This is a genomic window from Streptomyces canus, from assembly GCF_041435015.1.
GTDB lineage: Bacteria > Actinomycetota > Actinomycetes > Streptomycetales > Streptomycetaceae > Streptomyces > Streptomyces canus_G.
The window spans coordinates 8,655,040-8,679,453 of record NZ_CP107989.1 but is presented as its reverse complement, the minus strand read 5'-3'; the positions used below and the strand labels follow the sequence as shown (position 1 = coordinate 8,679,453).

18 protein-coding genes and 1 pseudogene are annotated in these 24,414 nt (G+C 70.9%); 5 read left to right on the top strand and 14 right to left on the bottom strand.

What is annotated here, in order from left to right; genetic code table 11:
- Positions 1–122 precede the first annotated feature (122 nt).
- The 5 genes and pseudogenes from OG841_RS39670 to OG841_RS39650 all read right to left on the bottom strand — a co-directional run bounded on the left by OG841_RS39670 (position 123) and on the right by OG841_RS39650 (position 7,057).
- Positions 123–395 (bottom strand): annotated as a pseudogene (locus OG841_RS39670) (GNAT family N-acetyltransferase).
- Between the two features lie 40 nt (positions 396–435).
- Positions 436–1,362 carry a pirin family protein gene (locus OG841_RS39665; RefSeq protein WP_365121246.1) on the bottom strand — a complete coding sequence of 309 codons (927 nt, stop codon included), beginning with the start codon at positions 1,360–1,362 and terminating at the stop codon, positions 436–438.
- Positions 1,363–1,479: 117 nt separating this feature from the next.
- Positions 1,480–2,919, bottom strand: coding sequence for an NAD-dependent succinate-semialdehyde dehydrogenase (locus OG841_RS39660; protein WP_365121243.1), 1,440 nt, complete (start codon positions 2,917–2,919; stop codon positions 1,480–1,482).
- Entirely contained in the window at positions 2,916–5,792 is a 2,877-nt protein-coding gene (locus OG841_RS39655; protein ID WP_365121240.1) for an FAD-binding and (Fe-S)-binding domain-containing protein, read from the bottom strand. Before OG841_RS39655 ends, OG841_RS39660 begins: the two co-directional genes overlap by 4 nt.
- Positions 5,789–7,057: an aspartate aminotransferase family protein gene (locus OG841_RS39650; RefSeq protein ID WP_328636986.1), complete on the bottom strand. Its 1,269-nt coding sequence runs from the start codon at positions 7,055–7,057 to the stop codon at positions 5,789–5,791. Before OG841_RS39650 ends, OG841_RS39655 begins: the two co-directional genes overlap by 4 nt.
- 234 nt (positions 7,058–7,291) lie before the next feature.
- Between OG841_RS39650 and OG841_RS39645 the strand changes: the two genes are divergently transcribed.
- Both OG841_RS39645 and OG841_RS39640 read left to right on the top strand, forming a co-directional pair.
- Entirely contained in the window at positions 7,292–8,950 is a 1,659-nt protein-coding gene (locus OG841_RS39645) for a PucR family transcriptional regulator (protein ID WP_371569153.1), read from the top strand.
- Positions 8,951–9,109: 159 nt separating this feature from the next.
- A complete protein-coding gene (locus OG841_RS39640) occupies positions 9,110–9,856 on the top strand; it encodes an IclR family transcriptional regulator (RefSeq protein WP_069762380.1) in 747 nt (248 codons plus the stop codon).
- Here OG841_RS39640 and OG841_RS39635 read toward each other — a convergent pair.
- The 9 genes from OG841_RS39635 to OG841_RS39595 form a co-directional block, all read right to left on the bottom strand.
- Positions 9,844–10,971 (bottom strand): aromatic ring-hydroxylating oxygenase subunit alpha, encoded by a 1,128-nt coding sequence (locus OG841_RS39635; protein ID WP_371569150.1) that lies wholly within the window; start codon positions 10,969–10,971, stop codon positions 9,844–9,846. The two genes, OG841_RS39640 and OG841_RS39635, sit on opposite strands and share 13 nt — an antisense overlap.
- Positions 10,972–11,059: 88 nt before the next feature.
- A complete protein-coding gene (locus OG841_RS39630; RefSeq protein WP_328636989.1) occupies positions 11,060–12,220 on the bottom strand; it encodes an NAD(P)/FAD-dependent oxidoreductase in 1,161 nt (386 codons plus the stop codon).
- Positions 12,217–12,579 (bottom strand): bifunctional 3-phenylpropionate/cinnamic acid dioxygenase ferredoxin subunit, encoded by a 363-nt coding sequence (locus OG841_RS39625; RefSeq protein WP_059207582.1) that lies wholly within the window; start codon positions 12,577–12,579, stop codon positions 12,217–12,219. Before OG841_RS39625 ends, OG841_RS39630 begins: the two co-directional genes overlap by 4 nt.
- A 163-nt stretch (positions 12,580–12,742) precedes the next feature.
- Entirely contained in the window at positions 12,743–13,828 is a 1,086-nt protein-coding gene (locus tag OG841_RS39620) for an S-(hydroxymethyl)mycothiol dehydrogenase (protein ID WP_371569146.1), read from the bottom strand.
- Between the two features lie 1,029 nt (positions 13,829–14,857).
- Positions 14,858–17,236: an excinuclease ABC subunit UvrA gene (locus OG841_RS39615; RefSeq protein WP_328636991.1), complete on the bottom strand. Its 2,379-nt coding sequence runs from the start codon at positions 17,234–17,236 to the stop codon at positions 14,858–14,860.
- Positions 17,237–17,290: 54 nt separating this feature from the next.
- A complete protein-coding gene (locus OG841_RS39610) occupies positions 17,291–17,638 on the bottom strand; it encodes a VOC family protein (RefSeq protein WP_328636992.1) in 348 nt (115 codons plus the stop codon).
- A 54-nt stretch (positions 17,639–17,692) separates the two neighbouring features.
- Positions 17,693–18,283 carry a TetR/AcrR family transcriptional regulator gene (locus OG841_RS39605; protein ID WP_328636993.1) on the bottom strand — a complete coding sequence of 197 codons (591 nt, stop codon included), beginning with the start codon at positions 18,281–18,283 and terminating at the stop codon, positions 17,693–17,695.
- Positions 18,284–18,305: 22 nt separating this feature from the next.
- Entirely contained in the window at positions 18,306–20,357 is a 2,052-nt protein-coding gene (locus OG841_RS39600) for a galactose-binding domain-containing protein (RefSeq protein ID WP_328636994.1), read from the bottom strand.
- A 157-nt stretch (positions 20,358–20,514) separates the two neighbouring features.
- Complete coding sequence (locus OG841_RS39595; RefSeq protein ID WP_371569141.1) at positions 20,515–22,164, bottom strand: cellulase family glycosylhydrolase; 1,650 nt, start codon at positions 22,162–22,164, stop codon at positions 20,515–20,517.
- Between the two features lie 177 nt (positions 22,165–22,341).
- On the opposite strand from OG841_RS39595, the gene OG841_RS39590 reads away from it, so the two are divergent.
- The 3 genes from OG841_RS39590 (at position 22,342) to OG841_RS39580 (ending at position 24,384) form a co-directional block, all read left to right on the top strand.
- Positions 22,342–23,508, top strand: a complete 1,167-nt coding sequence (locus OG841_RS39590; protein WP_328636996.1) for a bifunctional class I SAM-dependent methyltransferase/NUDIX hydrolase — start codon at positions 22,342–22,344, stop codon at positions 23,506–23,508.
- Positions 23,509–23,682: 174 nt separating this feature from the next.
- On the top strand, positions 23,683–23,934 hold the full coding sequence (locus OG841_RS39585) for a hypothetical protein (protein ID WP_328636997.1): 252 nt from the start codon (positions 23,683–23,685) through the stop codon (positions 23,932–23,934).
- A 66-nt stretch (positions 23,935–24,000) separates the two neighbouring features.
- A complete protein-coding gene (locus tag OG841_RS39580; RefSeq protein ID WP_328636998.1) occupies positions 24,001–24,384 on the top strand; it encodes a DUF779 domain-containing protein in 384 nt (127 codons plus the stop codon).
- Positions 24,385–24,414 lie beyond the last annotated feature (30 nt).

Here is a 24,414-nt window from a genome sequence, read left to right as displayed (position 1 = left end):
CCCGGCACCGGGCTATTCCGCGCCCACGGCGCCGCCCGGCCTCCCCGCAGGGATCACCAGCACCCGGGGAGTCATCGGCAGACAGGCGGGACTCCGCCTGCAGGTCGCACGAGACGCGCTCCTCAGCGGAGCTCCGCCTCCAGCCGGCTCAGCACGTCCGGAGTCACCGGGTCGGCGAGGTCGGCGAGGTCTTCGTACCGCTTGAGGAACTTGGCCCCCTACGGGCAGACCGGCACTCGGCGCCCAGACCCTGGCCGGCGAAGGCGTCGTCGACCCCGTGTGGAAGAAGACCCCCCCCGGGCACCGCGGTCGCGGTAGGCCGCCAGACCGGCGCGACGGCCGTCGACCAGGATCTCGTACCCGTGACGGGCGTCCACGCCCTGGACACTCCGGATGGCCGGCGGGCTCGTTCCTGGGGAGCCCTTCGAACGGCGGTCAGCGGCGCTGGGGATTGCCGCGCGGCGTGATGACGGCGTTGGGCAGCTCCGGGGCGGGCAGGGGGCTCCCGGGGTGACCCTCGACCTCGCCGAAGCGGTCGGAGCCGGCCTGCCAGTCCTCCCGCGCCTTGACGATGTCCTCGTGACTGCGGCCGATGAAGTTCCACCACATGACGATCTCCTCCTCGAAGGGAGGACCCCCGAGCAGGATCGTGCGCGCGGGAGCGTCCGAGTCGTTCACCACCGTCAGGGTGTCGGTGCCCCGGGGGACGTAGCCGAGTTCGGCCGGGCGCAGCGCCGTGTCGAGCAGGCGGACGTCCCCGCTGTCGACGAGGAGGCCGTACTCGAAGGCGGTGTCCACGGCGAGCGTGAGCGACGCACCCGGGTCGAGGATGATCTCGGCGCCGAGCAAGGGGGTGAAGGTCCGCACCGGGGAGGAGCTGCCTGCGAGCGAGCCCAGGAAGACCCTGACCTCGGCGCCGTCGACCCGCACCGGCTCAGGAACATGGTGCTGGAAGTCGCGCGCGGCGTTGCGGTGCTCCTCGGGCAGCGCCACCCACAGCTGGACGCCATGGATGACGGTGGTGTTCGGCGTGGAGACCTCCGAGTGGGCGATGCCGTACCCGCCGGTCATGAGGTTCATCTCGCCGGGCCGGACGAGCGCGTGGGTGCCCAGGGTGTCGCGGTGCTCGATCTCCCCGCTGAACAGCCGGCTCACGGTCTGCAGGCCGGTGTGCGGATGCGGGGGCACGTCCATGCCCGTGCCGGTGGCGCCGACGGGACCGTAGTGATCGGCGAAGCACCAGGCTCCGATCAGGGTGCGCGCCCGCTGCGGCAGGGGCCGGCGCACGTGCAGCGCGCGCGGCCCGCCCAGCGGCACATCCCGCGCGGACAGCACATCGACTCCGCTCTCCACGGTGCTCACCTGGACCACCACCCACACGCTCTGGTTGTCATATCAACCATCATGCCGCGAGGCGCTCCTCCTTCAGCTCGCCGAGGACGCGCTCGGAGACGTCGGCCAGGCCCGGGGCTCCCGCCGTCATCGCACCGGCACCGCAAGGTACTGGTACTCCAGGAACTCGTCGATCCCGACCCGGCCGCCCTCACGGCCCAGCCCGGACTGCTTGACCCCGCCGAAGGGTGCGGCCGGGTTGGAGACGAGGCCGGTGTTGAGGCCGACCATGCCGACCTCCAGGCGCTCGCTGACGCGCAGGGCGCGGTCCAGGCCCTCGGTGAAGACGTAGCCGACCAGACCCCAGGGGGTGTCGTTGGCGCGCCGGATCACCTCGTCCTCGTCGTCGAAGGTGAGGATCGCGGCGACGGGACCGAAGATCTCCGTGTCCATGAGGCGGCTCTCGGGGGACACGTCCGTGAGCACGGTCGGCGGGTAGAAGCAGCCCGGCCCCTCTTGCGTACGGCCACCGACGAGGACTCGGGCGCCGCGCTCCACCGCGTCGGCGACCAGGGCCTCCACCTTGCCCCGCCCCGTCCTGTCGATCAGCGGGCCGACCTCGACGCCGTCCCGCGTGCCGGGGCCCACGACGAGCGCGCCCATGCGCTCGGCCAGGCGCCGTCCGAACTCCTCCGCCACCGAGTGGTGTAGGAAGAAACGGTTGGCGGCGGTGCACGCCTCGCCCATGTTGCGCATCTTGGCGACCATCGCGCCGTCGACGGCCTTGTCCAGGTCGGCGTCCTCGAAGACGATGAACGGCGCGTTGCCGCCCAGCTCCATCGACGTCCGTACGACCGCCTCCGCGCTCTGGGCCAGCAGCAGCCGCCCGACGGCGGTGGAGCCGGTGAAGGAGAGTTTGCGGATGCGCCCACCGCGCAGGAGCGGTTCGCACACCTCCCCCGCACGGGAGGTGGTGACGACGTTCAGCACACCGTCCGGCAGCCCGGCCTCCTTGAGGATCGCGGCGAGGGCCAGGCTGGAGAGCGGGGTCTGCGGGGCCGGCTTGAGGATCATCGTGCAACCTGCCGCGATCGCGGGGCCGATCTTGCGGGTGCCCATCGCGAGGGGGAAGTTCCACGGGGTGATCAGCAGACAGGGGCCGACCGGACGGCGGGAGAGCAGCATGCGGTTGCGGCCGTCCGGCAGGACGCCGGCACCGCCGTCGATACGGACGGCCTCCTCCGAGAACCAGCGGAAGAACTCCGCCGCGTACGCCACCTCTCCCCTGGCCTCGGCCAGCGGCTTTCCCATCTCGGCGGTCATCAGGTGGGCGAGCTCGTCGGTGCGCTCGAGGATGATCTCGTAGGCGCGGCGCAGGATCTCACTGCGGGCCCGCGGTGCCGTACGGGCCCACTCCTGCTGCGCCTGGACGGCCGCTTCCTCCGCGAGCCGGGCGTCCTGGGGACCGGCGTCCGCGATGTCGCAGAGGATCTCGCCGGTCGCGGGGTCGTCGACGGGCATGGTGGCGCCGTCGACGGCGTCCAGCCAGGCTCCGCCGATGAACAGCTGCGTGGGTGTGTCGGTCATGAGGTCTCTCCTGATCGAGCGGCTTGATCGGCGGCGGGGTCGAGCAGCTCCGCCAGGTGCCGGGCACGGATGCCCCGGTCACCGGCGAGATGGTCGATCTGGGTGGCGCAGCTGAACCCGTCGGCCACGACAACGGCCCGCCGGGCCTCGTCGATGGCGTCGAGGCGAGGCTTCAGCGCCAGGTCGGCGACGGCCATCGAGGTGTCGTAGTGCTGCTCCTCGAAGCCGAAGTTGCCGGCGAGGCCGCAGCAGCCCTCGGCCTCGTCGACCTTGTCCACGCCCAGCCGGCGCAGCAGGTCGGCGGGGCGGCGGCCCTTGAAGGTCGCGTACTCGTGGCAATGGGTCTGCAGGACGATGTCGTCCGGGAGCTCACGGGGCGTCCAGTCGGCGGCGGCCAGGTCGGTCAGGGCGCCCGTGAAGGTGTGAACGCGGTCCGCGACCCGCCGGGCGGCGTCCGTCCCGAGGAGCTCGGGCACGTCGCGCTTGAGCGCGGCGGCACAGCTCGGTTCGGCCACGATGACGGGCCGATCGTCGCCGTTGTCGAGGTGGGCGACCGTGCGGGCCATGATCCTGCGGGCCACGGACAGCTGGCCGGTGCTGACCCAGGTCAGACCGCAGCACAGACCGTCCTCCGCCGTGCACGGGATCCCGGCGTCGGCAAGGACACGCCCGGCGGCTCCGGCCACCTCGGGGCGGAAGGCGCGCGTGAAACTGTCCACGAAGAGCAGGGCCTTCGCCGGTTCGCCGGTCTTCGTCCCGCGCAGGACCCCGCGCAGGACGCGCCGGGAGGCGAAGGCCGGGATCCTGCGCTGCGTGGTCACGCCTCCGAGGCGGGCGAGCAGCTTGCCGACCGGTCCGCGCAGGAGGGCGTTGAGCGGCCGGGCGGCGTATCCGGCGAGGGCCGAGGTCAGGGGCAGCCAGCCCAGCGAGTAGTGCGAGCGCGGCCGGACCCTGCCCCGGTAATGCTGGTGCAGGAACTCCGCCTTGTACGTGGCCATGTCGACGCCGACCGGGCAGTCGCTGGAGCACGCCTTGCAGGACAGGCACAGGTCGAGGGCGTCACGCACCTCCGCGGACCGCCAGCCGTCCTGGACCGTGTCACCGCGCACCATCTCCTGGAGCAGGCGCGCCCGGCCCCGCGTGGAGTCGTTCTCCTCTCCCGTGGCCCGGTAGCTGGGACACATGACGCCGCCCGCGTCGCTGCGGCAGCGGCCGACACCGACACAGCGGCGGGCCGCGCCCGCGAAGCCGTCCTCGTCGTGCGGGAAGGTGAACTCCGTGGCCAGGGGCTGGATCTGGTGCAGCGCGAGATCGGCGTCGAGCGGGGCCGGCGCGACGATGACGCCCGGGTTCAGCAGCCCCTCGGGGTCGAAGGCCTCCTTGAAGGCGGCGAACGCCCGGATCATCCGGTGGCTGTACATGACCTCCAGCAGCTCGCCGCGGGCGCGCCCGTCGCCGTGCTCGCCCGACAGGGTGCCGCCGTGCTCGACGACCAGGGCGGCCGCCTCGTGCAGGAAACGACGGGCGGCGGCGCGTCCCGCGTCCGTGACGAGGTCGAAGTCGATGCGCACATGGACGCATCCGGCGCCGAAGTGGCCGTACATCACGCCCGTGAGCCCGTGGGCGGTCAGCAGATCGCGGAAGTCCCGCAGATAGGCCGCCAGGCTCTCGGGGGCGACCGCCGAGTCCTCCCAACCGGGCCAGGACTCCCCGCCGTCGACGAGACGTGCGGCGAGTCCGGCCCCGTCCTCGCGGACCCGCCACAGCGAGCGCCGCTCGGCCGCGCTCTGCACGACCCGCCCGCCGGTCATCCGCCCCTGCGCCTTGAGCACGTCGAGGAGTGCGGCGGCACGGCGGTTCACGTCCGACTCGTCGTCGCCGTCGAGCTCGACGTAGAGCCAGGCGCGGCCCTCGGGCAGGCCGGTGACGGAGTCCGGGCCGCGCCGCGCTCGCATGGTGGCGACGATCGCCTCGTCCATGCCCTCCACGGCGGTGGGGTTCCAGCGAAGGATCTCCGTCACGTCCTCGGCGGCGTCGACGACGTCGTCGTAGCCGAGGGTGAGCAGCGCCGACGCCTGTGCGGTGGCCACCAGGCGGACCGTCGCGGCGGTGACGACCGCACAGGAGCCCTCGGTGCCGACCAGAGCACGGGCCATGTCGAACCCGCGCTCGGGCAGCAGATGGTGCAGTTGATAGCCGGAGACCTGACGGGGGATCCGGCCCAGCTCGGTCCGGATCGGCGCCAGGTTGTCGCCGATCAGGCGGCGTACGTCCGCTTCGAGGCGGGCGACGCGCTCGGTGTCGGCGGGGTCCACCGGGTGCAGCCCCACGCGGTCGGCAACGGCTCGCACGCCGTCGGCCGTCACGATCTCCAGCGCCTCGATGTGGGAGCCGGTCCGTCCGTGCCGCACCGACCGGTTGCCGCACGCGTCGTTGCCGATCATGCCGCCGAGGGTGCAGCGGCTGTGCGAGGACGGGTCCGGGCCGAACGTGAGCCCGTGCCGGGCGGTCGCGGACCGCAGCGCGTCGAGGACGACTCCGGCCTCGACGCGCGCGGTACCCGTCCCCTCGTCGATGTCCAGGATCCGGTTCATGTACCGGGAGAAGTCCAGGACGACGCCCGGTCCGACGGCGTTGCCGGCCATGCTGGTGCCGCCGCCCCGCGCGGTGACCGGAACACCGGTCTCCCGACAGGCCCGCAGCACCGCGACCACGTCCTCGGCCGAGCGCGGGAAGGCCACCGCCCGCGGCGGCACCCGATAGTTGGACGCGTCGTAGGCGTACGGGCCCGTGGGGCCCGGACCGGTCTCCACCCGCAGTCCGGGAGCGGTCGTGGCGAGTCGACCGACGAGGGACGCGAGAGCGCCGGTCATCGGTCCGCCGCTCCCGAGGTACCGGCCGCCACGGCGGTCGCCCACGCCTGAAGTCCCTCGTCCACCGCCGTCTCGTCGATCACGAGTGCCGGGATCATCCGCACGACCTGGTTCCAGGCACCGCACAGCAACAGCAGCAGGCCCTCGTCGACCGCGGCGCGCTGTACGCGGGCGGCGGTCTCGGGGTCCGGGCTGCCGTCCTCGGTGACGAATTCGCTGGCCAGCATCAGCCCGAGGCCGCGTACGTCCCCGATGGCCGGTGTCCGGTCGGCGACCGCCTCCAGGCCCTGCCGCAGCCGCGCTCCCATCGCCTCGGCGTTCTCGACGAGCTTCTCGTCCCGTACGACGTCGAGCGTGGCGCAGGCCGCCGCGCAGGCCACCGCGTTGGCGCCGTACGTGCCGCCCTGCGATCCCGGCCACGCCTTGCTCATCAGCTCCTCGGAGGCCGCGATGCCGGACAGCGGGAAGCCGCTGGCCAGGCCCTTGGCGGTGACGAGGATGTCCGGGGTGACCCCGAAGTGGTCGTGGCCCCAGAAGCGGCCGGTGCGACCGACGCCGGTCTGCACCTCGTCCAGGATGAGGAGGAAGCCGTGCCGGTCGGCCCGTTCGCGCAGCCCTTCCAGGAAGGCACGGGTCGCGGGGACGTACCCGCCCTCACCGAGCACCGGCTCGACGATGACCGCGGCCGTGTCGGCGGGCGAGGAGATCGTCTGGAGCGTGTAGTCCAGCTCCTGGAGCGCGAAACGCGTGGCGGTCTCCTCGTCCCAGCCGTAGCGGTAGGCCGACGGGAAGGGGGTGACGACCACTCCGCTCATCAGCGGGGAGAAACCGGACCGGAAGCGGATGCCGGAGGTGGTCATGGCGGCGGCGGCGACGGTCCGTCCGTGGAAGCCGCCGTGGCAGACCAGGATGTTGGGGCGGCCGGTGGCCTGCCGGGCCAGCCGCAGCGCCGCCTCCACGGCCTCGCTGCCGGAGTTCGTGAAGAACAGACTGTCCAGTCCTGTCGGCAGCACCTCGCCGAGCTTGTCGACGAGCCGGCGCAGCGGCTGGTGCATGACGGTCGTGTACTGACCGTGGACGAGTGTGCCCACCTGCTCCTGCGCCGCCGCCACGACCTTCGGGTGGCAGTGTCCGGTGCTGGTGACGCCGATCCCGGCGGTGAAGTCGAGATAGCGGCGGCCGTCCTCGCCGTAGAGGTGGACGCCCTCGCCCCGGGCCGCCACGACGGGCGTGGCCTGGCGAAGGTGCGGCGACAGTGCGGTCATGGTCGTCTCCAAGCCGTGGGTGGTGGACTGCGTGGTCTGCTCCCGTGGTCCGAGCATCTCGGGGTGCCGGAGCGGCGACAACGCCTGATCTGTCCAGCGGGGACGCGGAGTTCGGACGTTGTGTCAGGCGGCTCGGGCAGCGGTCCGCCACATGGGGTGCGATGCCCCGCACGGGGCGGCTCTTGCGCAGGTCAGCCTGGCTTGTCACAGTGTCCGGGCAGGCAGGGAGGCACTATGGGCGAGAACGGCGTCACCTTCTGGCCGCCGGATCCGGACGACCGGGGCTCCGCCACGGCCGGCCGGCCGCTCACCGTGGCCGACGTTCTGGCCCTGCCCGTCCTGGCCATGGGGCAGCCGCAGGTCGTGACCGGGGTGACCCGGCTCGACCGACCGGTGCGCTGGGTCCACATCACCGAGCTGACGGACCCGGCGTCCTTCCTCAAGGGCGGCGAGCTGGTCCTGACCACCGGTATGCCCCTGCCCGAGGATCCGACCGGAGTACGCCGGTACGTGGACGAACTGACCGACGTCGGAGCCGCGGCGCTGGTCATCGAGCTCGTACGCCGCTACCACCGCCCGCCGGACGCGCTCGTCCAGGCCTGCCGGGCCCGCGACCTGCCTCTCGTCACCCTCGCCAAGGACGTCAACTTCCTGGAGGTCACCCAGGTCGTCCACACGCTCCTCCTCGGTCACCAGACGGACGCGATGCGCCGTACCCAGCGGATCCACGAGGCGTTCACCGGCCTGACGCTGCGCGGCGCGGGGCCCGAGGACGTGGTGCGAGCGGCGGCGGAGATGAGCGGCCGCACGGTCGTGCTGGAGAACCTGGTGCACCAGGCGCTGATCTGCGAGGCCTCCGGCAGCACGGTCGAAGAGGCGCTCACCGACTGGGAACAGCGCTCCAGAGCCGTCCCCTCCCGGGACCGCACCGAAGTGTGCGGTCCCGAGGGCTGGCTCATGGCGCCCGTGGAGTACCAGGGCGATCGCTGGGGCCGCGTGACCATGCTCCCGGACACCTCTGGCGGGCCACCGGCCTTCACCCCCGAGGACGTGACCGTTCTGGAGCGGACGGCGATGGCCCTGACCATCGCCCGTCTCATCCATGCCACGCCCTGGGAACGCGCCGCGCACCGCAACGCCCTGCGCGATCTCGCCGAACAGCGCCACCACTCCCCCGAGGACGCCCGCGCCCGCTTCGCCGCGCTGGGTCTGCCCACCGAGGGTGGATTCGTCGCGGTGCTGGTGGACCTGCGCAGCGGAGACGACAGCGCCGGGCCGGAGTCCCTCCTGTCCCAGGAACTACGGACCGCGGGCGTGCCCGCACTCGTCGGCGCGCTGGCCCCCGGGCGGCTCGGCGTGCTGCTGGCGTTGCGTCACTCACCGTCCTGGCGGCCCACGGTGGAGCGGCTCGGTCGGGCCGCACTCGGCCTGGACCCCGAGGCGGTCGTGAGCATCGGTGCCGAGGTCGCGGACCTCTACGACGCCCCCCGTTCCTTCCGCGAGGCCGAACGCGTGGCCGAGTCCGCCCTGCCCGGGCTTGCCCTGCCCGACGGCAGGTCCTTCCACGAGCTGTCCGACATCGGCCTGCGCCGACTGCTGTACGCGCTCCGCGAGGACATCCGCGTCCAGGACTACGCCGAGCGGCAGCTCGGCCGTCTCGTCGATCACGACACCCGGCACGGCACGGACCTGCTGACGACCCTGCGCCACTACCTCGACGCGGCCGGCAACAAGACCACCGCCGCCCGCCGCGGCGACCTCTCCCGGGAGACCGTCTACCAACGCCTTCGGGCCATCGAGCGCATCCTCCACCGCGACCTCGAGTCCGGCGAACAGCGCACCGAACTGCACGTGGCGCTGGCCGCACTTGATGTGCTGCGTGCCCCTCACTGAACGCCCGGATCAACCGCACAACACCTGCACACCCCCTACCAGGCAAAACACCCTGGTCAGCGTCACGAGGGTAAACAGGTCGTTCCGTACTCCCCGTATAGTTGCGTTGTGAGCAACTACAACCCGGATAACGAAACGACAGGGTCGTCGAGCGGCGGGGTGCAGTCCGTCGACCGGGCCATTCACGTGATGGAGATCCTCGCCCAGCGCGGCGAGGCCGGCGTCAGCGAGGTGGCGGCCGAGATAGACGTTCACAAGTCCACGGCGTTCCGGCTCCTCGGCGCCCTGGAAGCGCGCGGCCTGGTGGAACAGGCGGGTGAGCGCGGCAAGTACCGTCTGGGTTTCGGCATCGTGCGCCTGGCCGGCGCGGTCACCGGACGCATCGACATCACCCAGCAGAGCCGCCCGGTCTGCGAGGACCTGGCGGAGGAGATCGGCGAGACCGTGAACCTCGCCGTGATGCAGGAGCGTTACGCGGTCAACCTCTACCAGGTGCGCGGCCCGGGCGCCGTCACGGCGCAGAACTGGGTCGGCCAACTGACCCCGTTGCACGCCACGTCGAGTGGCAAGATCCTGCTGGCCCACCTGCCCGCCAAGGAGCGCGCCGCGCTGTTGACCGAGACCGGCCTGAAGAAGGTCACCCCGCGCACCATCACCGCGAAGACGAAGCTCGAGAAGAACCTCGCCGAGGCCCGGGAGCGCGGTTACGCCTGGGCCCTGGAGGAGTTGGAGCTCGGCCTGCACGCCATGGCCGCGCCGGTCCGCGACCGGGACGGAGAGGTCATCGCGGCGCTCAGCGCCTCAGGACCCGCGTACCGCTTCTCCGAGGAGCGCCTCCACGAGCTCGCTCCGGTACTGGTCAAGGGCGCCGAGGAGATCAGCCACCGCATGGGTTACCTGGGCTGAGCCCCCAGCCGGGCCTGGACCCAGTCGTGGAACTCGCCGATGTGGTGCTCGCTGGGCACCAGGACGCCGCCCTTGGCGTACAGCCGTGAGCTCATCCCGGGCTGCGTGCGCTCGCACGCGTCGAAGTCCTGCCGGTTGACCCGGTCGAAGAGCTCCACCGACCTGCTGACATCCTTGCCGCTCTCGACGACATGCGGCAGATAGAGCCAGTCGCACTCGACGATCGTGCGGTCGGCGGCCACCGGGTACATCCGGTGGAAGATCACATGGTCGGGCACGAGGTTGATGAACACCTGCGGCCGCACGGTGATCGCGTAGTAGCGGCGGTCCTGGTCGTTCGAGACTCCGGGAATCCGGTCCAGCCCCTCCGAGCCGTCGACGGTGAAGCCCCTGACGTCCTCACCGAACTCCGCGCCGTGGCCCACGTAGTACTGGGCCGCGTATCCGTCGGCGAACTCCGGCAGCACCTCGGTGAGTTCGGGGTGGATCGTCGCGCAGTGGTAGCACTCCATGAAGTTCTCGACGATGAGTTTCCAGTTCGCCTTCACGTCATAGACGATCCGCCGGCCGACCTCCAGCCCCCCGATGTCGTAGTGCTCGATCGACTCGGTGTCGCCCAGGCGCGCGACCACGTCCTGGACGACCTCGTCGAAGGGCGGCGGGTCCTCCGCGAGGCACACCCACACATAGCCCAGCCATTCGCGCACCGCCACGCTCGCGAGGCCGTACTCGGTACGTCCCACGTCCGGCATCTTCGTCAGGTTGGGGGCGGCGACGAGCTTGCCCGTCAGGTCGTACGTCCAGGCGTGGTACGGGCATTGGAAGGCTCGCTTGACCTCGCCGGACTCCTCGGTGCACAGCTTGGCGCCCCGGTGCCGGCAGACATTGAAGTAGGCGCGGATCGAGTTGTCCCGGGCCCGCGTGACGAGGATGCTCTCGCGGCCCACCTCAACCGTCTTGAAGGCACCGGGTTTGGGCAGGTCCTGGGCGCGGACGGCGCAGAACCACATCGTCTCGAAGATGCGCTCCTGCTCCTGGGCGAAGATCCCGGGATCCGTGTAGGAGGCGCCGGGGAGGGTGGCGATCAGACTGTCCGGCAGGCTGGTCGAGGTCACAGTGCACTCCTCGGGGAACGTCGTGGACCGGTGATGCACGCCGGGACGAGCGGACGGCGTTCTGAACGGGGCGACAGCGGCGGTGCTGTCAGGCCGCGGTGGCGAGCTGCTTGCGCCAGCGCATGAACAGCCGCGGCTGATTCATCCCGAGCACGGCGACCGGATGCCCGGAACGCCGGTAGACGGCCAGGACGTTGCGGTCGTCCCGGGCGCCTTCCTCGATCGTCACACTGTCGGCACCGGCGGCGTGACCGGCGAACTGGATCTTCACGCCGTACTGGTCCGACCAGAAGTACGGCGGCCTCGGCGCGCTCGGTTCCACCGCGCCGCCCGCCAGCAGTGCGGTCACCGCGGCGTCGGGCCGCTCCCGTGCGCCGGTCCAGTGCTCGACCCGGCGGTGCAGGCCCGCGCGCGGGTCGTACCAGGAGGCGCAGTCACCGACCGCGACCACACCGGCCAGGCCGGTGCGGCCGTCGGCGCCGCACTTGACGCCGTCGTCGAGTTCGATGCCCGAGCCCGCGAGCCATTCGACGCACGGGCGGGCGCCGACCCCCACCACCACGATGTCGGCGGGGACGCTGCGGCCGTCCTCCAGCAGGACGGCGTCGACGCGGCTCTCGCCGCTCAGCCCCTTGACGCCCACCCCGCACAACAGCCGTACCCCGTGGTCCGCGTGGAGGGCGGAGACGATGGTGCCCATGGTCTCGCCGAGCGGTCCGGCCAGCGGGGTCGGGGCCGCTTCCACCACGGTCACGTCGAGCCCGAGGGCGTACGCGGTGGAGGCGACCTCGGCGCCGATGAAGCCGCCACCGATCACCACCAGCCGTCCCCCGAGGGTCAGTTCGTCGCGCAGGGCGCGGGCGTCGTCCAGGGTGCGCAGGGTGTGCACCCCGGCCAGGCCGTCCGTGCCGGGCAGGGTCCGGGCGGCGGCGCCGGTCGCTATGACGACGCCGTCCGCCCGTACCTCGCTGCCGTCGGCGAGCCGTACGGCGCGCTGCGGGCCGTCGAGACCGACGGCGCGGACGCCGAGCAGCCACTCGGCCCGCAGGTCCTCGGCGTCCGGCTCCAGCGCGAGATCGGCCTCGGCCAGCGAGCCGGCCAGGAACTCCTTGGACAACGGGGGCCTGTCGTACGGGCGGTGGAGTTCGTCGCCGATGACGACGAGCCGGCCGTCGTAGCCCTGTTTCCGCAGCGAGCGCGCCGCCGACAGACCGGCGAGCGAGGCGCCGACCACGGCGACCGTCCTCACGCGGGTCCGCCGGCGAGCCGGGCCGCGACGCAGGGCGGCAGGTTGGGCGCGTCCAGGGACAGCTGGACGTAGATCATGCCGTCCTCGACGTGGACCTCGTGGGTGCGGACCGGGCGCTTGGCCGGCGGGGCGTCGACGGCGCCCGTCCGCAGGTCGAACTTCGAGGCGTGCAGCGGGCATTCGACCTCGCAGCCCTCCAGCCAGCCGTCGGCGAGCGAGGCGTCCTGATGGGTGCAGGTGTCGTCGATGGCGAAGACCTCGCCGTCGTCGGTGTGGAACACCGAGACCGGCGGATCGATGTCGAGCCGGTAGGCCTCGCCTCGAGGAAGATCCACGAGACGGCACGCGGGAATCATCATGACACCTCGGTGCGTATAGCGAAACGGATTGCGTTGAACGCAACGTCAGTTTGAGGGCGCCCACAAACCCTTGTCAAGGCGTCCAGAGGACGGACACACGCTTTGCTCAACGTTGCCTTGTACGCAACTGAGTGCGCGATAGGGAACACATCGGGCCCGCCTCTCACAGCACCACCACGGACCGCAGCACCTCACCGCGGTGCATCTTCTCGAACGCCTTCTCCACGTCCCCGAGGTCGACGGTCTCGGAGACGAAGGCGTCCAGGTCGAAGCGTCCGCCCAGGTAGAGGTCGATGAGGGCAGGGAAGTCGCGGGAGGGCAGACAGTCGCCGTACCAGCTGGACTTCAGCGCGCCGCCCCGCCCGAAGACGTCGAGCAGCGGCAGCTCCAGCTTCATCTCCGGGGTCGGCACACCGACCAGGACGACGGTGCCGGCGAGGTCGCGGGCGTAGAAGGCCTGTTCGTACGTCTCGGGGCGGCCGACCGCCTCCACGACCACGTCGGCGCCGAAGCCGCCGGTCAGCTCGCGCACCGCTGCCACGACGTCCGCCGTGGAGCCGTCGACGGTGTGGGTGGCGCCCATCCGCGTGGCCCGTTCCAGCTTGCGCGGGTCGACGTCGACGGCGATGACCTTGGCCGCGCCGGCGAGCCGTGCGCCCACGACCGCAGCCATACCGACCCCGCCGCAGCCGATGACGGCGACGGAGTCCCCACGGCCGACGGCGCCGGTGTTCACGGCCGCACCGAAGCCCGCCATGACACCGCAGCCGAGGAGTCCCGCGGCGGTCGCCGGGGCGGCCGGGTCCACCTTGGTGCACTGCCCCGCGGCGACCAGGGTCTTCTCTGCGAACGCGCCGATGCCGAGGGCGGGCGTGAGCGGAGTGCCGTCGAGCAGCGTCATCCGCTGGGTCGCGTTGTGCGTGGCGAAGCAGTACCACGGCCTGCCCTTGGCGCAGGCCCGGCACGTACCGCAGACCGCACGCCAGTTGAGGATGACGAAGTCGCCCGGCTCGACGCCGGTGACGCCCTCGCCGACGGCTTCGACGCGGCCGGCCGCCTCGTGCCCGAGCAGGAAGGGGAAGTCGTCACCGATCCCGCCCTCCCGGTAGTGGAGATCGGTGTGGCAGACGCCGCACGCCTCGACCTTCACCTGCGCCTCGCCGGGGCCCGGATCCGGCACCACGATCGTCTCGACGGAGACGGGGGCGCCTTTCGCCCGGGCGACGACAGCACGAACCTCATGAGTCATGGGTCACTCCTCCGACAGACCTGCGGGTTGCCTCATCCGATACACGCATCACCATGCGCAACTGAGCATCGGGGAGGGTGAGCCAGGGGTCAAGGGGTCGGTTCCAGCCGGGGCGGCGTGCTGGAAGTGGACCCGCAGGGCAGCACGCCCGGCACGGCGCGGCCTCCTCGCCAACGGCCGTATCGGACCCGACCGCCTCAGGACGGACAACCTCGGGCTCACGCCCCCGGGCCCCCGCTCCCTCCGGGGCCGCCGCCTCGGGCTCACGCCCCCGGGACCCCGCTCCCTCCGGGGCCGCCGCCTAGAGTGCCGCCGTTTCAGGACGACCGCCTCGGATGCCGCCCCCTCCGGGACGACCGCCTCGGGTCCCGCCGCTTCAGGTGCCGCCACTCCTGGGGATTCACCTCTGAGCCCCGCCGCAGGGAGCACCCTAGGGTGCCGCCAACTCTGGCACCGCTGCCCCGGGCGACGCCGACCCTGGCACCGCCACCTCGGGTGCCGCCACCTCGGGGGCACCACCTCAGGGAGCACCGCCTCGGGTGCCGAGGACGCAGCCAGCGGGGTGCGGCCCGGCCTCGCCAACCAAGCGGCGCATGACGGAGCCGCTCCCCAGCCGCCGCGGCCGCGTGCCGGGACGCCTCGGGCGCCGCGGCCCCTGAGACCGCCGACTCAGGAACCGCCACCTCACGGGGCGCCGCCTCAGGTGCCGCCGCTTCAGGGGGCCCTGAGACCGCCGCCAACAGGGATCGCCGCCTCAGGCGCGGCCGGATCAGAGACCGCCGGCGCAGGGATCACACCACGGGGCCGCGCCGCGACGAGGCCCCGCGTGTTTCTGGAAGCCGTCCGGACGCCGTGGTCGTCGTCGAGACACCGGCGTCGTCGAGCTCGGCTGCGACCGGACCCAGGCGCCCTTCGGCCGCGCGCGAGGACCTGCTCAACCGCCGAAGGCGCCCGGCGCTTTCGACGCCGTACGGCACCGCGCCCCCGGCCATCGCCCCGTACGACCCCGACCGCCGACCGGACGCCCCGTCACTCCCCCACGTAAGCCGCCAAGTGCTCCGCCGTGATCGTCGACCCGGCGCCGATCAGCTCCCCCGGCGTCCCCTCGAACACGATCCGCCCGCCGTCGTGTCCCGCACCCGGGCCGAGGTCGATGATCCAGTCGGCGTGGGCCATGACCGCCTGGTGGTGCTCGACGACGATGACGGACTTGCCGGAGTCGACGAGCCGGTCGAGGAGGCCGAGCAACTGCTCGACGTCGGCGAGGTGAAGGCCGGTGGTCGGTTCGTCGAGGATGTACACCCCGCCCTTCTCCCCCATGTGCGTCGCCAGCTTCAGCCGCTGCCGCTCACCGCCGGACAACGTGGTGAGCGGCTGACCGAGGGTGAGATAGCCGAGCCCCACGTCGGAGAGGCGCTCCAGGATCTTGTGCGCGGTCGGCGTGCGCGCCTCACCGGCCCCGAAGAACTCCTCGGCCTCCGTCACCGGCATCGCGAGCACCTCGCTGATGTCCCGCCCGCCGAGGTGGTACTCGAGGACCGACGCCTGGAACCGCTTCCCCTCGCACTCCTCGCAGGTGGTGGCGACCCCGGCCATCATCGCGAGGTCGGTGTAGACGACCCCGGCCCCGTTGCAGGTGGGACACGCCCCCTCGGAGTTGGCACTGAACAGCGCCGGCTTCACGCCGTTGGCCTTCGCGAACGCCTTGCGGATCGGTTCGAGGAGCCCGGTGTACGTCGCCGGGTTGCTGCGCCGCGAGCCCCGGATCGCACCCTGGTCCACGGACACGACCCCCTCCGTGGCCGGAATCGACCCGTGCACGAGTGAGCTCTTGCCGGACCCCGCGACCCCGGTGATCACGGTCAGCACCCCGAGCGGAATGTCGACGTCGACGCCCTGGAGGTTGTGCGTGCTCGCACCGCGGATCTCCAGCGCGCCGGTCGCCTTGCGGACCGTGTCCTTGAGACCGGCCCGGTCGTCGAAGTGGCGCCCGGTGACGGTGTCGCTGGTCCGCAGCCCCTCGACGGTGCCCTCGAAGCAGACCGAACCGCCCGCCGTACCGGCCCCCGGACCGAGGTCGACGACATGGTCGGCGATCGCGATCGTCTCCGGCTTGTGCTCCACGACGAGCACCGTGTTGCCCTTGTCCCGCAGGCGCAGCAGCAGGTTGTTCATGCGCTGGATGTCATGGGGGTGCAGCCCGATGGTCGGCTCGTCGAAGACGTACGTGACATCGGTGAGCGAGGACCCGAGATGCCGGATCATCTTGGTGCGCTGCGCCTCGCCCCCGGACAGCGTGCCCGAGGACCGGTCGAGGGAGAGATAGCCGAGCCCGATCTCCACGAACGAGTCGAGGGTCTCCCCCAGCGCCGTCAGCAGCGGCCCGACCGACGGCTCGTCCAGGGCTCGCACCCACTCGGCGAGGTCGCTGATCTGCATCGCGCAGGCGTCGGCGATGCTGATGCCCTTGATCTTCGAGGACCGGGCGCCCTCGCTCAGCCGGGTGCCCTCGCACTCGGGACAGACCGTGAAGGTGATCGCACGGTCCACGAACTCGCGGATGTGCGGCTGCATCGACTCGCGGTCCTTGGCGAGCATCGACTTCTGGATCCGCGGGACGAGACCCTCGTAGGTCATGTTGATGCCCGCGATCTTCATCCGGGTCGGCTCGCGGTACAGGAAGTCCTGGAGCTCCCGCTTGGTGAACCTCCGGATCGGCTTGTCCGCGTCGAAGAAGCCGGACTCGCTGTAGAGGCGGTAGTTCCAGCCGCCGGCCTTGTAGCCCGGGATGGTCATCGCGCCCTCGCTCAGCGACTTGGAGTCGTCGTAGAGCTGGGTGAGGTCGATGTCGTTGACCGTGCCCCGGCCCTCGCAGCGCGGGCACATGCCGCCGACGATGCTGAAGCTGCGGCGCTCCTTCACGGTCTGTCCGCCGCGTTCCATGGTCACCGCGCCCGCCCCGCTGATCGAGGCGACGTTGAAGGAGAACGCCTTGGGCGAGCCGATGTGCGGGGTCCCGAGTCTGCTGAACAGGATCCGCAGCATCGCGTTGGTGTCGGTGACGGTGCCCACGGTGGAGCGCGGGTCACCGCCGAGGCGCTGCTGGTCGACGGTGATGGCGGTGGTCAGGCCGTCGAGGACGTCGACCTCGGGGCGGGCGAGCGTCGGCATGAAGCCCTGCACGAAGGCGCTGTAGGTCTCGTTGATCAACCGCTGCGACTCCGCGGCGATGGTGTCGAACACCAGCGAGCTCTTGCCGGAGCCGGAGACTCCGGTGAAGACCGTGAGCCGGCGCTTCGGGATCTCGATGCTGACGTCCTTGAGGTTGTTCTCGCGTGCCCCGTGCACGCGGATCAGGTCATGGCTGTCGGCAGCGTGCTGCGCGTCCGTCCTCGTGGCCTTGCTCATGGTGACGTGTCCTCCCGATTCGACAGCTTCGAACACTATGTCGACGCGCACGCCTCAGCGCAGCTCCTGGACGCGGATCATGTTGCCCGCGGGGTCGAGGAAGGCACAGTCCCGAATGCCGTACGGCTGCTCGATCGGCTCCTGGATCACCTCTGCGCGGGCCTGGAGCCGCTCGAAGACGGAGTCGAGGTCGGGGGTGGCGAGCAGGAGCTCGGCGGCGTCGGTCACCGGGTGCAGCACGACCGACGTGTCGGCCTGGCCGACGGGCCCGACCGTGAGCCGGCGCGTTCTGTCGCGGCCGACGTCACCGCGGACCTCGAAGCCCAGCACGTCCCGGTAGAAGGCCAGGGACGCCTCCGGGTCGTCGTGCGGGAGGAAGCTCGCCCGAATCGTGATGTCCATGGCCGTCACGCTAGCCACGGCCCGCGGCCCGCGCTTCTCGAATCCTGACCGGTCTCAGCGCACCAGACCCGCGATGTGCGCCGTGACCGTGTCGAGGATGTCCGCCCAGGCGGCCGCGTCACCGAGGACGAGGTAGTTCAGGGTAAGCCCGTCGGTCATGGCCGCGAGATAGCGGGCCAGCACGGAGACGGGCACCCGCAGCTCCAGATCCATGCCCCGGCGCAGCTGCTCGATGAGCTCGGCGTAGGCCTCGCCGTACAGCTCGTACTGGCGCCTGGCCAGGTGCTCGAATCCCGGCTCGCGCAGGGCGTACTGGGTGAGCTCATAGGTGAGCATGTGCGCCTCGGGGTGGGCGCGGACATGGTCCCAGTACGCCCGGAACCCGGCGGCGACGGTCTCCTCCAGGGTGTCCCGGGGGCGCAGCGCCTCCTGGACCACGGTGACGGAGTGGTCGGTGAGGGTCGTGATGACGGCCTCGATCAGGGCCTGCTTGGAGTCGAAGCAGTAGTGGAAGACGCTGAGGGACACGCCGGCCTCGGCGGCGATGGACCGGGTCGTCGTCTTCGCGACGCCGTCCCGGGCCATCGCCCTGATCGCGGCCTCGGTCAGCTGCCGGCGTCGCTCGGCCGACGGCATACGTGCCATGCGTGTCCCCCGTTGTCGTACGTCAGGCGCTGTGGACGCCGACCTCGTTGAGCGAGTATCCCCAGTCGGTGCCGCGGTCGAGGCCGTGGACGCGCACGTAACGGGCCGGAGTACCGGTGAACTTGGCGGTGTCCAGACCGCCGTCCCCGGAGGTGGTCGACCAGACGGTCTGCCAGTTCGTCCCGTCGGTCGAGAGCTCGATCCGGTACGACTTCCCGTACGCCCGCTCCCAGTCGAGCGTGACCTTGGAGACCCGGTTCGTGGAGCCCAGGTCGACCTGCCACCACTGGTCGTCGCTCCAGTCGCTCGCCCAGCGGCTGGAGTCGTCGCCGTCCACGGCCCGCCCCGGCTGATAGCTGGTGAACGGGTTGGACTCGGACGAACTGGCCGTGGCCGTCTTCCCCTTGGCGAGGTCGACGGACGCCTGGTGCTGCTCGGCGGCGCCCCAGGTGTCGAGGTAGGACTCGGCGCCCCTGAAGAGGTCGTCCACCACACCCTGGCCGCCGACGAGCCGGATGTCCTCGATCCAGTCCGGGATCATGCCGACATGGGCGGCCCCGTCGGTGTTGAAGTCGAAGGTGCGCTGTCCGGAGGTCTGTTTGTCGATGACCGAGCCGCCGTCGACGCTCTTGAAGGGGTACGTCACCTTGTTCGCGGCGTCCGCTCCGCGTGGTGCGGGGTGGTCGCCGATGCCGTTGAAGTCGGTGCCGTAGCCGTAGCCCACGTCGTACTTCTCGCGCAGCGCGTCGGTGCGCTTCGCCTCCGCGGCGAACCCTTCGGAGCCGTGCATGTACTGGGCGACGAAGCCGCCGAGCGAGTAGACCCGCTCGGTCCAGTTGAGATCCATCCAGCTGTGCGAGGAGAGCACGCCGGGGTAGTTCGCGGCCTCGAAGATGTCGAGGACCTGGCCGGTGGCCTTGACGCTCATGTGGTCGATCTCGAGCATCATCTTGCGTTTCATCATGCCGCGCACGGCGTACTCACCGAGATCGGTGAGCCCGCGGACATTGCACTGCGCGGACTTGTCGTACGCCGGGACCTCGGTACCGGCCGGCAGGTCGTCCTCCGCCTCGGAGGCCGCCGTACCGATGGGGTTGTCGTGCTGCGGTCCCTTGCAGGTCTCGGTCTTCCAGAAGGTGCCGGTGGACAGGAACTGCCCTACGTTGATGGCGGTTCCGAGTCCGCCCTCGTCGAAGCGGACACCGCACAGGGCGTTGTCGAACTTGTGGCACAGGAACATGGAGCGCACTCCCAGCCCGTACAGCTCGTCGAGCCCCTTGTCGATGTCCGCCTTGCTGCACTGCCCGATGTCGAGGATCTGCTTGCAGCCGAACGGCTCGGAGGTCTCCACACCGAGCACGACCGCCAACTTGCCCTGCTCGATGACCTGTCGGGCCTGCGCGCTGTCGGTGACGATCCGGAACCAGCCCTTTCCGGTGCCGCCGTACATCTTGTCGATGAAGGCCTGGAGGTCGTACGTCATCCTGGCCTGCAGGCGGATCGAGGTCATCTCGTCACAACTACGGTCCTTGAACGGGTAGACGGAGCAGATCATGCCGTTGGTGACGAGGTCGTTGACCAGCACCCGCTGCCCGCCGCGCCAGGCGCGCTCCACCCAGGCGTAGTAGTTGGCCTGATGGGTCATGGAGTCGTACGCCGGCCAGTCCTTGAAGGAGGGCCAGCCCACCGGGTCGTGCTTGCCGTCGCCGCCGTGGGTGATGTAGTCGAAGAGCGCGAGGGTGCCGTCGGGGTAGTGCTCGGGACAGTCCTTGAGCGCGTCGGCGACTCCGGCCTCGGAGAACACCTTGCCGCAGATCAGCCGGCCGCCGAAGGCCTCGTTGGAGAAGAGGTGGTTGTGGGCGTCGATGAACCCTTTCACCTCGCCCGCGGAGTCGGTGCCGGTGAAGGGCGCTCCCGTCACGTTGACCTGGGCGTCGGGGGTGGGCCTGGCCGTCGGTGTCCACCAGTCGGTGGCCGCCGAACTCGGCGTGGGGCCCAGGATCGTGGCCAGTACCAGGAAGAGCAGGGAGGTGATGGTGATGTTCTTGCGTCGGCGGCAGGTGCGTCCGGCCATGGCCCACGTCCCTCGGTCGGCGGGAGGCGCCGTCGACCGAGGGCGTTGTGACTGCCCTTGGATTTGTCATGACCGGCGCAATAGTTGCGTCGAGGATCGCGACTGAGCACGTTCCGAGTCAAGGGTCCGGGACAGTTGACCTGATACCTCGAGGACATCAACCGTTCACGCAGGACGCCCCGTTGAGTGTGAAGGCGGAGGGGGCGGTGTTCGTGGCGCCCTTGCTGCCGATGAAGCCGACGGTGACCGAACCCCCGGCCGGAATCGTGTTGGTGTAGGAGGCCGGCGTGACGGTCACCGAGCCACCGCTCTGCGCGGCGGTCCCGCCCCACATGGTGGAGACGGTCTGCCCGTTGGCGAAGGTGAAGGCGAGCTTCCAGCCGCTGACGGCGGACGTGCCGGTGTTGCGGACGGCGATCTCACCCTGGAAACCGCCCTGCCACTCGCCGACCACGCGGTAGCCGACGGAGCAGCTCCCGGCGGGCATGTCGGCGGTGGTGACGCTCACCGTCGCCGAGCGGGCCGACCGGTTCCCGGCCGCATCACGGGCGTAAACGGCGAAGGAGTACGCCGTGTCGGCCGTCAGGCCCGTCACGGTCACCGAGTTCGCCGTCGAGGCCGCGACCGTCGTCTCGTTGCCACCGCTGACCCGTACGACGTCGTATCCGGCGATGCCAACGTTGTCAGTGGACGCCGTCCAGGAGAGGTTCGCGGAGGTCGCCGTCACCGCCGAGGCGGTCGGGGCGCCGGGAGCGGTCGGGGCCTGGGTGTCACCGGAACCGCCGCCGAAAACGGTGGCTTCCTTGGCGGTCTGCGCGATGCCGTTGGCGCCGTGGAAGATGCGCTGACCCCATGAAGTCATCTGTGCCGGGTCGAAGTTGAGCACGAGGTCGAGGATCGGGTCGGTGTTGCCGCTCCAGGACCAGGCGAGGTAACCGATGTCGAGTTGCTCGGCGGTGGCCATCATGGTGTCCTCGTCCGGATCGCCCCACTGGTCGGCGGGGCCGCCGAACTCCCCGATCACGATGGGCAGTTTGGCGCTGACGAAGGCGTTGAGATAGTCGGTGATCTCCGCCGCGGTGTCGAAGACGCTGTACATGTGGATCGAGAAGATCAGGTTGCCGGTGGTGTCGGCGGCGTACACGGCCTGGGCGTTGGCGCGCATGACGCCCTGCCAGTCCTGGCCCCAGTTGGGGGCGTCCACCATGATCGTGTGCTCGAAGCCGGCGTTCCGGAGCTTCTGGATCGCGGCGATCGTCGGGGCGGTCCAGCCGGCGGGGTCGGTGTTGCCCCAGGGCTCGTTGCCGATGTTGATGACGATGTAGTTCTCCTGGCCGGCGAGCACGTCCTTCAGGCCGATCCAGTAGTCGGCGGCCTGGTCGAGGGTGCCGGCCGCGCTGTCCTCGCCGTATCCGGTGGTGTCGTGCACCTCCAGGACGCAGATGAGCCGGTTGGCCTTGCATTGGGCGATGACGTTGGCCACGTCCGAGGCGGTGTTGGCGGTCCAGCGGTGGCCGTCGGCGAGGACCACCCGGACGGTGTTGGCGCCCTGCGCCTTGATGTCGGCCAGCGACCCCAGTTCGTTCGGGTACCAGGTGTGGGCGTGGTTGACGCCCCGCATGACGAAGTCGTTGCCGTTGCCTTCGACCAGGCGACCGTCGCTGATGTGCAGACCTGTGGCCTGGGCGCCGGGCTCCTCGGCGGCCTGGGCCGCGCTCGGGCACAGGACGCCGAGCACCACCAGTCCGACAAGGGCGGCCAGTCGGGCCAGTAACGCGCTCAGGGGGCTCTTTCTTGTTCTTCTCACTGCGGCTCCAGGGATGGGTGAGACGGTCGGAAAGAAGCATGGGAGCGCTCCCATAGAAGCCACTCTGCCAAGTACACGTCAAGACAAGGGACAGAAATGGGCGGCGCCCCTCGGCAACTCGGTGGCCCCGAGCTCGCATAGGGTTCCCCACCTCGACCACCGCATCCGGGAGGCACGTTGACCACGCGACCCGTCGGCCCCGACGCCGTCAACGCCGAGGCCTGGCACACCTACGGCGACCACCATCTGCGGCGCGGCACGGTTCTGCCGGAGCTGGAGCGGTTCGACTGGGGCCTGCGGGGCATCGGGCCGGGCGCGGAGATCCTCGGTGAGCTCGCCGGGCGGCGCGTGCTGGACCTCGGGTGCGGCCCGGCTCGGCACGCGGCGCATCTCGTCCGGGCGTACGGCGCCTCGGTGGACGCGGTCGACTCCTCCCCCACGCAGCACGAACGGGCCCTCGCACGCTACGGGTCCCTGCCCGGACTGCGTCTGATCAGGGCGGACGCCGTCGAACACCTCGGCACGGCGGAACCGTACGACGTCGTCTACTCCGTCAACGCGGTGCCCTACGTCGATCCCCGCCGGCTGCTGCCCGCCCTCGCCGCAGCGCTCCGGCCCGGCGGGACGCTGTGCTTCACCGTGCTGCACACCAACTCCGTGGGAGAGGGTCCCTCGGCGGCCTTCGAGTCCCGGCCCGAGATCCTGCGGCTCGCCGGAGGCGGGGAGGTCGCCGTACGGATGTGGGTACTGACCCCGGAACTCTGGACGGACCTGCTCGGCGAGCACGGCCTGCGGGTCGCGGGTATCGACGTCCTCGACGCCCCGGAGGAGGGCAACCACGCCTCCTACCGGATCTTCCGGGCGACCCGGCCGGTCCGCGTCTCCTCCCGCCCGCGCACCAACCGGGGGCCGATCCCACACGCGGCGATCGGCGTCGGCGCCATCCTGTACGGCCCTCGCGGACTGCTTCTCGGCCGGCACCGCCGGGGTACCTGGGAGTTGCCGGGCGGCACGGTGGAGGCCGGGGAGTCACTGGCGGAGACGGTCGTGCGCGAACTCCGCGAGGAGACCGGCATCGAGGCCCGCCCGGCCGATGTCCGGCTGCTGGGCACGCTCCTCGACGACGTGGAGGGCGTGGTGCGGATGACCGTGGCCGCCCGGGTCACCGCCTGGCGGGGCGAGCCCTCGGACCAGCCCGACGAACGCGTGGGCGACTGGCGCTGGTTCGCCCTGGACCGGCTCCCCGAGAACCTGTTCGTGTGCAGCGCCCAGGGCCTGACCGCATGGCGCCCGGACCTGCCGATCGACCACACTCCGGCCCACTTCACGCCGTACGCCGGCTAGGAGGAGAACGGCTCCGGGGTGAGTTGCCGGAGTACTCGGCAATGTCTTCGGGCGGCTGCCGTGGCGGGATCGGCGGCGGTGGGCGAGGCGTCCGTGGCACGCCGCCGGGCGCGACCGGGAGACGGCTGCATCCCGGCCGTGCCGGCGGTCAAGAAAATGAGGACGGACGACAGCATGGAGCTCAAGGACATCCTGGCCGACTGGCGGGACTACGACGACGCGGCGTTCCGGCTCGGGATGTTCCTGGGCGTCTTTCCGCCGGACCAGAAGTTCTCCCCGGTGAAGCGGATGTTCTGGGTGGACGGGTATCCGCTGGGCGACATGCTGGTGGACATCCTGGACCGGATGACGCAGGCCGGAGTTCTTCTCAAGGACGAGGAGGACGCGCGGTACAAGTGGAACCCGGCTCCCATCGACCTGTCGTGAGGCCGCACGCTGAAGCACTTCGCCTGCAACCCCCTCGCAACCTTCCCCGTGCTGCACTCGACGACCATGGACGAGGATTCCGCACGTGCCGTGTACGACGAGGTGCCGCGCGTCGAGCTCACACCCGCGGCCGCCGAGCTGTTGCTCCGTTTGCGCGAGGCGCACGGGCCGCTGATGTTCCACCAGTCCGGCGGCTGCTGCGACGGCAGCGCACCGATGTGCTACCCGGCGGGCGAGTTCCGCACCGGCGGCTCGGACGTACTGCTCGCCGAGCTGGACGTGCCGGGGGTCGAGGAGCCGGTGACCTTCTGGATGTCGAGGAGCCAGTACGCGGTGTGGAGCCACACCCGGCTGATCGTGGACGTGGTCGCGGGCCGGGGCAGTGGGTTCTCGCTGGAGGCACCCGAGGGGGTGCGTTTCCTCATCCGTTCGCGTGTGGTCGGCGCTTAGCTCCCCTCTTTCATCGCTGTCTGATGCACT

Excerpts from the sequence above, each read along its gene's own strand:
- OG841_RS39580 (WP_328636998.1), top strand. The coding sequence starts at position 24,001 with ATGGACGAGGATTCCGCACGTGCCGTGTACGACGAGGTGCCGCGCGTC.
- OG841_RS39645 (WP_371569153.1), top strand. The coding sequence starts at position 7,292 with ATGGGCGAGAACGGCGTCACCTTCTGGCCGCCGGATCCGGACGACCGG.
- OG841_RS39655 (WP_365121240.1), bottom strand. The coding sequence starts at position 5,792 with ATGACCGGCGCTCTCGCGTCCCTCGTCGGTCGACTCGCCACGACCGCT.
- OG841_RS39610 (WP_328636992.1), bottom strand. The coding sequence starts at position 17,638 with ATGGACATCACGATTCGGGCGAGCTTCCTCCCGCACGACGACCCGGAG.
- OG841_RS39585 (WP_328636997.1), top strand. The coding sequence starts at position 23,683 with ATGGAGCTCAAGGACATCCTGGCCGACTGGCGGGACTACGACGACGCG.
- OG841_RS39660 (WP_365121243.1), bottom strand. The coding sequence starts at position 2,919 with ATGACCGACACACCCACGCAGCTGTTCATCGGCGGAGCCTGGCTGGAC.
- OG841_RS39650 (WP_328636986.1), bottom strand. The coding sequence starts at position 7,057 with ATGACCGCACTGTCGCCGCACCTTCGCCAGGCCACGCCCGTCGTGGCG.
- OG841_RS39625 (WP_059207582.1), bottom strand. The coding sequence starts at position 12,579 with ATGATGATTCCCGCGTGCCGTCTCGTGGATCTTCCTCGAGGCGAGGCC.
- OG841_RS39605 (WP_328636993.1), bottom strand. The coding sequence starts at position 18,283 with ATGGCACGTATGCCGTCGGCCGAGCGACGCCGGCAGCTGACCGAGGCC.
- OG841_RS39615 (WP_328636991.1), bottom strand. The coding sequence starts at position 17,236 with ATGAGCAAGGCCACGAGGACGGACGCGCAGCACGCTGCCGACAGCCAT.
- OG841_RS39600 (WP_328636994.1), bottom strand. The coding sequence starts at position 20,357 with ATGGCCGGACGCACCTGCCGCCGACGCAAGAACATCACCATCACCTCC.
- OG841_RS39620 (WP_371569146.1), bottom strand. The coding sequence starts at position 13,828 with ATGACTCATGAGGTTCGTGCTGTCGTCGCCCGGGCGAAAGGCGCCCCC.